General features: G+C 65.3%; 2 protein-coding genes. Both read left to right on the top strand.

Going from position 1 to position 1,785, the window contains the following annotated elements:
- Positions 1-830, top strand: an 830-nt coding sequence (locus WBF82_RS04200) for an AurF N-oxygenase family protein (RefSeq protein WP_424381843.1), incomplete at its 5' end; no start/stop codon positions are given.
- A 14-nt stretch (positions 831-844) separates the two neighbouring features.
- Positions 845-1,785, top strand: a 941-nt coding sequence (locus WBF82_RS04195) for a 4Fe-4S binding protein (RefSeq protein WP_424381842.1), incomplete at its 3' end; no start/stop codon positions are given.

Here is a 1,785-nt window from a genome sequence, read left to right as displayed (position 1 = left end):
CCGACCCGCTGGGCCGGCACCCCTGGTACCAGGCGCAGTCGGATGAACGCCAGATCCAGATCGGCATGTGGCGTCAGGCGAACGTCGCCAAGACAGGCCTGCACTTTGAGTCGATCCTGATCCGCGGTCTGATGGAGTACGCGTTCTGGGTGCCCAACGGATCCCCCGAGTACCGGTACTGCCTGCACGAAGCGGTCGAAGAGTGCAACCACACCATGATGTTCCAGGAGATGGTGAACCACATCGGCGCCGACGTTCCCGGCATGCCGCGGCTGCTGAAGTGGATTCAGCCGTACATTCCGCTGGCGGCCGGGCCGCTGCCGATCCCGTTCTGGTTCGGCATCCTGGCCGGCGAAGAGCCCATCGACCACACCCAGAAGAACGTGCTGCGCGAGGGCAAGGAGCTGCACCCGATCATGGAGCGGGTGATGGCTATCCACGTGGCCGAGGAGGCCCGCCACATCTCGTTCGCGCACGAGTACCTGCGTAAACGGGTGCCGGACCTGCCGCGTCGCAAGCGGTTCTGGCTTTCGCTGTATGTGCCTATCACCATGCGGATCCTGTGCTCGGCGATCATCGTGCCGCCGAAGGCGTTCTGGAAAGAGTTCGACATTCCGCGCGAGGTGCGCAAGGATATCTTCTTCCGCTCACCAGAGGCACGGCAGATGCTGCGTGACATGTTCGGCGACGTCCGGATGCTGTGCCACGACACCGGTTTGATGAACCCGTTGGCCAAGCTGGTCTGGCGGCTTTGCAAGATCAACGGCAAGCCGTCGCGCTACCGCAGCGAACCGCAGCGCCAACATCTGGCCGTCGCACCGGCTGCCTAGAAGACTAGGTCGGTATGCCGCACGTTATTACCCAGTCGTGTTGTAGCGACGGGTCCTGTGTTTACGCCTGCCCGGTGAACTGCATTCACCCGTCGCCGGACGAGCCGGGCTTCGCTACCGCCGAAATGCTCTACATCGATCCGGTGGCCTGCGTGGACTGCGGCGCCTGCGTGAGCGCCTGCCCGGTGGGCGCTATCGCGCCCGATTCCCGGCTGACCCTCGGACAGCAGCCATTCATCCCGCTGAACGCGTCCTATTACCCAGACCATCCAGCCGACCAAAAGCTGCCGCCGACATCCAAGCTGGCGCCGGTGATCCCAGCCCCACAGGTGCACGGGCATGGTCGGAGCCTGCTGACCGTCGCGGTCGTGGGATCCGGCCCGGCCGCAATGTATGCCGCCGACGAACTGCTTACTCAACACGGCGTGCGGGTCAACGTCTTCGAGAAGCTGCCCACCCCGTACGGGTTGGTTCGCGCCGGGGTGGCCCCGGACCACCAGACCACCAAACGGGTCACTGCGCTCTTCGACCGGATCGCCCGCCGCCGCGAATTCCAGTTCTTCCTCAACGTCGAAGTCGGCAAGCACCTGAGCCACGACGATCTGCTGGCGCACCACCACGCCGTCATCTACGCCGTCGGCGCGCCCACTGACCGCCGCTTGGACATCGACGGCATGGGCATAGCGGGTACCGGCACCGCCACCGAGCTGGTGGCCTGGATCAACGGGCATCCCGATTTCGCCCAGCTTCCAGTCGATCTCAGCCACGAGCGGGTCATCGTGGTCGGCAACGGCAACGTCGCTCTCGATGTTGCCCGCGTGCTTACCGCTGACCCCGACGAGCTGGCTCGCACGGACATCTCCGACCACGCACTGCAGGCGCTACGCGCCTCACGGGTGCAGGAGGTGGTGATCGCCGCCCGGCGCAGACCGACGCACTCGGCGTTCACGCTGCC

It is taken from the genome of Mycobacterium sp., assembly GCF_049673265.1.
Taxonomy (GTDB): domain Bacteria; phylum Actinomycetota; class Actinomycetes; order Mycobacteriales; family Mycobacteriaceae; genus Mycobacterium.
This window is presented reverse-complemented; position numbering and strand designations above follow the sequence as displayed.